Annotated in this window: 5 protein-coding genes; 2 read left to right on the top strand and 3 right to left on the bottom strand. The window is 35.7% G+C overall.

Going from position 1 to position 7201, the window contains the following annotated elements; translation table 11 throughout:
* From GSY74_RS10170 to GSY74_RS10180, 3 genes are all read right to left on the bottom strand, one after another.
* Nucleotides 1-1880: N-6 DNA methylase (locus GSY74_RS10170; RefSeq protein WP_164664991.1), on the bottom strand; the 1880-nt coding region annotated here is incomplete at its 3' end.
* Nucleotides 1881-1945: 65 nt separating this feature from the next.
* Nucleotides 1946-3469 (bottom strand): ATP-binding protein, encoded by a 1524-nt coding sequence (locus GSY74_RS10175; protein WP_164664992.1) that lies wholly within the window; start codon nt 3467-3469, stop codon nt 1946-1948.
* Nucleotides 3470-3505: 36 nt separating this feature from the next.
* Nucleotides 3506-4954, bottom strand: a complete 1449-nt coding sequence (locus GSY74_RS10180; protein WP_164664993.1) for a sodium:alanine symporter family protein — start codon at nt 4952-4954, stop codon at nt 3506-3508.
* A 206-nt stretch (nt 4955-5160) separates the two neighbouring features.
* Here GSY74_RS10180 and GSY74_RS10185 point away from each other — a divergent pair, with 206 nt between their 5' ends.
* Together GSY74_RS10185 and GSY74_RS10190 are read left to right on the top strand one after the other, a co-directional pair.
* Nucleotides 5161-5727 (top strand): DJ-1 family glyoxalase III, encoded by a 567-nt coding sequence (locus tag GSY74_RS10185; RefSeq protein ID WP_164664994.1) that lies wholly within the window; start codon nt 5161-5163, stop codon nt 5725-5727.
* A 92-nt stretch (nt 5728-5819) separates the two neighbouring features.
* A partial coding sequence (locus GSY74_RS10190) for a hypothetical protein (protein WP_164664995.1) occupies nt 5820-7201 on the top strand: 1382 nt, incomplete at its 3' end.

Genomic DNA, 7201 nt, shown 5'->3' on the forward strand with positions numbered 1-7201 from the left:
ACTATCAAATGGTCGTGATGGTCTAATCTATTGCTTCCATCTTTATTTTTAACATAAATTTTCTCTCCACTATTATCTTTACTCGGTTTACTCATAGTAGCAAAGAAGATATTATAGTCATCCTTTTTAGGGCAAAGCTTCCTATCCCATTTCTGCACAATAAGCACAGAGGTTTTTGTGCCTGTATGGGGTTTAAATACATTTCCATGAAGTCCAACTACTGCTAAGATTCGGCATTTTTCAGCGATAAAGTCTCGTATGTGTTTGTCGCTAGAGTTATTAAATCGCCCTTGGGGTAACACAACTGCCATTCGTCCACCACTCTTTAACATATCAAGATTTCGCTCTATAAAAAGTATGTCTCTTCCTACTTTAGTTTGATATTTGCCATTAGATTTTTTGCCAAGCTCATAACGGTGTAAAATTCGACTCTCTTTGATGTCTCCTGCAAAAGGTGGATTTGCCATAACCATATCAAAGTTAAAGGCTCTATCTTCTCCTTTTTTGGCTCTAAGTCTCTTAAGCCGTCTCCATCCATCAAAATAGGTATCCATCCACTCTTCATTTTTGGTGTTCTCATCCCATCTATCAAAATCGAGTGAGTTCATATTTAGCACATTGGTATGTCCATCTCCTGCGATGATGTTTAACATTCTAGCCACTCTCACGGTCTTTTTATCAAAATCTATACCAAACACTTTCTCTTTGACATAATCTAACGCTCTATCCTCTTTTTTGTCAGCCGTAAAAAGATGTGACTCCTCTATCCCCATATCAGCGTATATTTTTTTCCACACATCAAACACGGTGTGAATAGGAAAACCACAACTCCCACTAGCTGTGTCTATCATCGTCTCATGCTCTTGTGGGTTGAGCATCTTTACACACATATCTATCACATAGCGTGGAGTAAAATATTGACCCTTTTCGCCTTTTGCATTTTTGTTTACCAAATACTCAAAAGCATCATCTATCACATCAAGATTTGAGTTAAACAGCTTCACATCTTGCAGAGAACTCACACAAACGCTTAGATGAGAGGCTGTTAACTCTATCGTCTCATCCTCTTTAAATATTCCACTCCACTCTTTTTTGGCTTTCTCAAATATAGAGCATATCTTCTCTTTTAGCTCACTATCACTCTCTCCATAGTTTCTAAATTCCAAATTTTTGGTGCGTTTTCGTGTGTTTTGAAGCTCATCAAAAAGCTTAATAAAGATAAGTTTAAAAACCTCCTCAAAAACATCAACCCCTGCGTTCGCCAACACTTCATCTTCCATATCCAAGATGATATTTTTAAGGCTTCTCTTTTGAGTTTTAAGTATATCTTTGCCTATCAAATCTTGTATGTTAAACTCTTCTTGCAAAATATCTTTTAACGATTGGTTCTGCGATGGAATATCAGGAATAGGCTCAAAATAGTTAGGGTCTTTACGATGATAGTAGACTGTCTGCTCCCCATTAGACCAAACAGCCATCGTTGCCCCTGTAGAGTTACAGTAGCTCTTTAACTGCTCTTTTCCCTCTTTGAGTTTTGGCTTTTTGACCTCAATCACAATGTAGGGAACAGTAGGTTGAATCCTATCCATAATCACAATATCAGCCCTCTTTTTTTGTGTTCCAAAATGGACAATAAACTCCACTTGCATTCTGTCGTATGAGTAAGCATAATCTTTATGAAGTTGAATCAAAAATAGCTGTCGAACTATCTCTTCAGGAGTTAGTTTTATATCTTTGTTTCGTACTTTACAAGTAATATAAGGAGCTTTTCCACTCTTTAGCTCTTTTTCAAATATTGAATTTTCAAGCTCTTCTATCTGCTCTTTTTTAAATTGTGTTAATTTGTAGTTGCTATCTTTTAGTATGTTTTGTATTGTCATTGAGGTAGTCCATAGGTTTAAATAATTAGTAACATTATATCAAAAAACAGTAGAAGAGTTTTTACCTAAACCCTCTCCCAAGCCAAAACTGAAATATTCCTAACCTTATCATCAAAATTTATCCCCAAAAGATAAATTTCTTTCTCTTCACTTAGGTACTTTTGATGATATTTTTTAGCCTTTATCTGTGCTAATGCATCCTCTTTTCCCACTTTAAACTCTAAAATATAGATTCGGTCATGAACAGTTATGGTTAAATCAATCCTACCTAAATTGGTCACATCTTCAGCCACTATTTTTAGTCCAAATGACGAAAGATAAGCATAAATCACACTGGCATAATACCCCTCATAATCGCCAATCGTATTTTTCACATAGTTGTTATAAGGAATAGATGCAAATAGTGAGATAAGTGTCTCTTCTAGCAGTTCAAAATTAGCAGAATTTAATGCTCTAAAGAGTTTAGTTCTTAACTCTAACGGATTGGTGTTATCAGTTAAAAAGGTGATAATCGTTGTATTCAAAGAGACAGCCACCTCTTTATTGGGAACTCTTAGATAATAATCCAGCGTCTCAAACTCATTTTCAACAATCTTATCAATAGTCAGATACCCAGCCTGAAACAGAATCGGCTCTAATGCCATATTTTCAAGACTAAAACTATCAATAAGTTTTGCATCACTCTTTAAATTTTCAAGTTGTGGTAAAAAATAGTTCTTCTGTTGCATCAGTTTAATCAAAAAACTAGGTGTTCCTGTAGCAAACCAGTAATCTCTGTAGGTAAATTCATTGCGTATAAAAAGTAGAATATCAAAAGGGTTATAGACATGTTCCCCATTAAAATTATAACCGTTGTACCAAGTTTTTACTTTTTCTCTATCTGACCCCTCTAAATGTTTTTTAAATGAGGTATCCAAATCATCTTGAGTATAACCACAGATTGTTGCATATCTTTTATAAAGTGTTATATCTTCAAGGTTATTAAGCCCACTGAAAATAGAAACTTTAGCAAACTTGGTTACCCCTGTTAGAAAGACAAATCGTAAATATCTATCATTCTCTTTCATCACACTATAGAAACTTTTAAGTATCTCTTTGGCTTCAATTGCAACACTCATCTGGTCAACATTATCCAAAATAGCTTTGTCATACTCATCTATCAAAACAACTACTTTTTGATTATATTTTTTACTAGTTTCTTGAATTAGCTCTTGAAAGAAGATAGCAAAATTTTCATCTCTTTTACACTCTATTTGTAACTGCTGTTGATTATACTCTAGCGTTGCAAGAAGATGTGTTTTAATCGCATCAGCACTTCGTAAATCCCCACCAAAACTAATTTTAATGACAGGATAAGAGGTGAAATTATATTTATCATAGATATATAAACCTTTAAATAACTCCTTGTTTCCTTTAAAAATCTCATGTAGTGTATTTAAAAATAGGCTTTTTCCAAATCGTCTTGGACGAGAGAGGAAAAAATATTTCCCATCAATTAAATCCAATGCCATTTTTGTTTTGTCAATATAGAGCATATCTTTTTCTAGTATCTCTTTTAGGGTTGATATTCCTATTGGTAATTTTTTCATCAATTTTCCTCTATAATTAGTTTAAATTTAAAAAACCTAACGAATCGCCTCTCTATCCAACTCACCAGACTTCAACTTCGTCATATACTCTTTGAGATACCTCTTCACATCTCCTGACATAACGATAAGCCCAAATATATTTGGCAGAGCAAGAGCCAAGAAGAGAATGGAGCTAAAGTCAACCATTGTACTTGTATCGACCATAGTTGCAATAATGATAAATGCTAAGAAGATAAGTTTGAAGATAATAGATGTTTTTGAACCAAACAGATAAACCCATGCTCTCTCACCGTAGTATGACCATGAAATCATAGTTGAAAATGCAAACATAAAGATAGCAAAACCAAGAATAGTTGGGAACCAAGAGACAACTGAACCAAACGCCGCTGAGGTTAGAGATGCACCCTGTTTCGCATCTATAAATGCTTGAAGTTCTGGAGTTCCTCCTGTATAGACACCTGTAATAATGATTACTAGAGCTGTCATTGTACAGACAATAATAGTGTCAATAAATGGTTCGTATAGTGAGACCAACCCCTGTCTTACTGGGTACTTTACCCTTGCAGGTGCGTGAGCAATACCAGCAGAACCAAGTCCTGCTTCATTTGAAAATACTGCTCTTTGGAAACCTTGTGCCATCGCTCCAAACATACCACCTGCTACAGCTGTTGGATTAAATGCCTCTCTAAAAATTAGAGCAAAAGCATCAGGAATGACCGAGATATGTGTTCCTAAAACCCATAAAACCATTGAGATATAAAAGACTACCATAAAAGGGACAATCGCCTCTGCTACATGTGCAATCCGTTTAATACCACCGATAATTACACTACCTACAACAACGGCAAGAAGTATTCCAAAAGCATATGGATAGGTCTCAAAAAATGGAAACTGCCCCTGCATAATACCTAATGATTGAGATACTTGAAATGTATTTCCTGCTCCAATAGCTCCCAAAATCATAAAAAAAGCAAAGATAATCGCCAGATATTTACCTGTTTTCACAAAACCTTTGGTAGCAAGACCGTGAGAGAGATACTCCATCCCCCCACCCATAATTGTACCATCAGGTAAGAACTCTCTATGTTTTACAGAGAGTGTAACCTCTGTAAACTTAAGTGTCATACCTAAAAAACCTGCCATTATCATCCAAAAGGCAGCCCCTGGTCCCCCCAAGGAGATAGCGATGGATACAGCAGCGATATTTCCTATCCCCACCGTTGCCGAGAGTGCCGTGGCAAGTGATTGAAAAGGGCTTATAATACCTTTATCATCTATCGTATGGTATTTCCCCCTCACAATTTTGAGTGAATGTCCCATCATCCTAAGGTTGACAAACCCCATCTTAAAGGTGAGATAGACTCCCCCTGCAATCAGCCATGCCACGATAAATGGTAATGCTGCCCCTTCTATGAGTCCAAAGAAAATATCAAACATCAAGATATTTTCAAAAAAACCATTAATCGATTCAATTATCTCTTTCATTTAAGCTCCTGCTTTTTGTTAAATAGCATTGTATTAGAAACAAGATAAAACTTGCTATAATTTGCACTAAAAAAAGGGCATATTTCATAAGTAATTTATATTTTTTTAGAAAACGCAGACTTTAGTCGCGTAAAACAGTAGGCGAGGCTAAAGCCATCGGTTCCAAAGTGTAAATTACTTTTCATTAGCCCAAAAAAGGATAAAAAATGGCAAATATACTACTCCCCATATCAGCAGGATTTGAAGAGGTAGAGTTGGTCTCTCTGGTAGATGTACTTCGTAGAGGTGGGGCAGAGGTTCGTATTGCATATGTGGATAGCGAATTTGAGACTGATTTAATCGTTGGTGACAATGGAATAACCATTAAAGCAGACACCTCACTCAAAAATGTAATCTCTGAAGATTTCGATATGATTCTACTCGCTGGTGGATGGGATAACGCTTATTCTCTAAGAGATAATGCGAGAGTTCAAAAGCTTATCAAAGAGTTTTACAATGATGGCAAGGTAGTTGGGGCGATGTGTGCTTCTGTCTTGGCACTCAAAAAAGCAGAGGTTTTAGGCAGTGAATATACATGCTATCCTTTTGCCAAAGATGAAGTTGACCATGAGGGATATAGAGAGGATAAGATGGTGGTGACCGATGGAAATATCATGACATCAAGAGGACCTGGGACTGCTCTCTGTTTTGGTCTTGAAATTTTAAAAAGAATGGTGGGTGTTGAGAGTTATCAAGCTGTTAAAGATGGGATGCTTTTGGATTTCTGTGAGTAGAGGTGCTAAATTACTTATTTCGAAGAAATTCATTTACCATCTATAAACCTTTTTACTATATAATATTACTTATTGTTTAAGGATATTATAAGATGAAAAAAATATTTTTTCTAATTCTCTTTGCTATGGCGTTGAATGCTCAAACATACATGGAGCAGTGGAAAGAGATTGAAAACTTGGAGAGAAGTCGCCTACCAAAAAGTGCATTGGAGAAGGTAGAGCTAATCTATAAAAAGGCAAAAGAGGAGAATAATGAGAACCAACTTATTAAAGCTCTTCTTCATAAAAGTAGATATATCTCAACTCTAAAAGAGGATGGGCTTATTGCCTCTATTGAAAATATGGAAAAAGAGATAGAGAGGGCAGAAAAGCCAACTACTAAATTAATCCTGACTTCTATATTGGCTGGAATGTATGCTACTTATCTTGATAGACATCGTTATCAAACAAGAGCTTATATAGCTAGTGACAAGGGGATTAGGAGTTGGAGTAACAAGAGGCTCTCCAATAAGATTTCACAACTATATATGGACTCTTTGGGAGATGAGGCAAAATCTGTCAAGATTGAGGAGTATAGAACCATACTTACGGATGAAGAGAACAGCGAGGGGTTAAGACCAACTCTATATGACTTTTTGGCGTTTAGGGCATTGAGGCATTTTAATAATAGTCGAAGCTATCTTACTAAACCTATTTATGATTTTTATATCAAAGATAAAGAGGCGTTTGGTAGTGTGCAGACTTTTATCGACCATAAATTTCAGACTCCAAACAAAAACTCTTTTAAGTACCAAACACTTCTAATCTATCAAGAGCTTCTCCGATGTCATAAAAGCAGAAGGGAGCAGAAGGCTCTACGACATATAAACTTTGAGAGGGTAGCGTTTGTCTATCGTAACTTTATAGGTGACAAAAAAGAGCAATATTATGTAGGGGCATTAAACTCTCTGGAATCACAGCAGATACATAGTGAAGCACTCTACTATCTTGCAAAGTACTATTATAAAAAAGGTGCCTATAGCAAAGCGATAAATTATGCCAACAGAGGAGTAGAGAGTAAGGACAGATATCTATCACAGAGGTGTGACTCTATTAAAAAAGATATTGAGTGGAAATCTATAAATCTCAATATGGAAAAAGTAAATCTGCCAAATGAGAATCTTTTGGCAAAACTCTCATATCGTAATATAGATAAAGTTTTTATAAAAGTTATTAAAGTTGATGATAAAGAGCATAAAAAATTAAATGCTATAGATTATAATAAAAGAGATGATTATATCAGAGGGATGGAGAGTGTTAATGACTTTAACCTCTCACTACCCACAGCAGATGATTATAAACAGCACCATACAGAAATCTCTCTTGGGAGTTATGGGTATGGTCACTATATCTTTTTGGTCTCAAAAGATGGAGAGTTTAGCAAGTTTTCCAAGAGCTTTTCTGCTATCTCAAAGATAGAATCCATGTCGCAACA

Origin of the sequence: Sulfurovum sp. bin170 (genome assembly GCF_010892395.1) — a bacterium.
Classification (GTDB): Bacteria; Campylobacterota; Campylobacteria; order Campylobacterales; family Sulfurovaceae; genus UBA1140.

What these genes read in the sequence shown, in the direction of transcription:
- GSY74_RS10175 (WP_164664992.1), bottom strand. Translation starts at nt 3,469, where the DNA reads ATGAAAAAATTACCAATAGGAATATCAACCCTAAAAGAGATACTAGAA.
- GSY74_RS10180 (WP_164664993.1), bottom strand. Translation starts at nt 4,954, where the DNA reads ATGAAAGAGATAATTGAATCGATTAATGGTTTTTTTGAAAATATCTTG.
- GSY74_RS10185 (WP_164664994.1), top strand. Translation starts at nt 5,161, where the DNA reads ATGGCAAATATACTACTCCCCATATCAGCAGGATTTGAAGAGGTAGAG.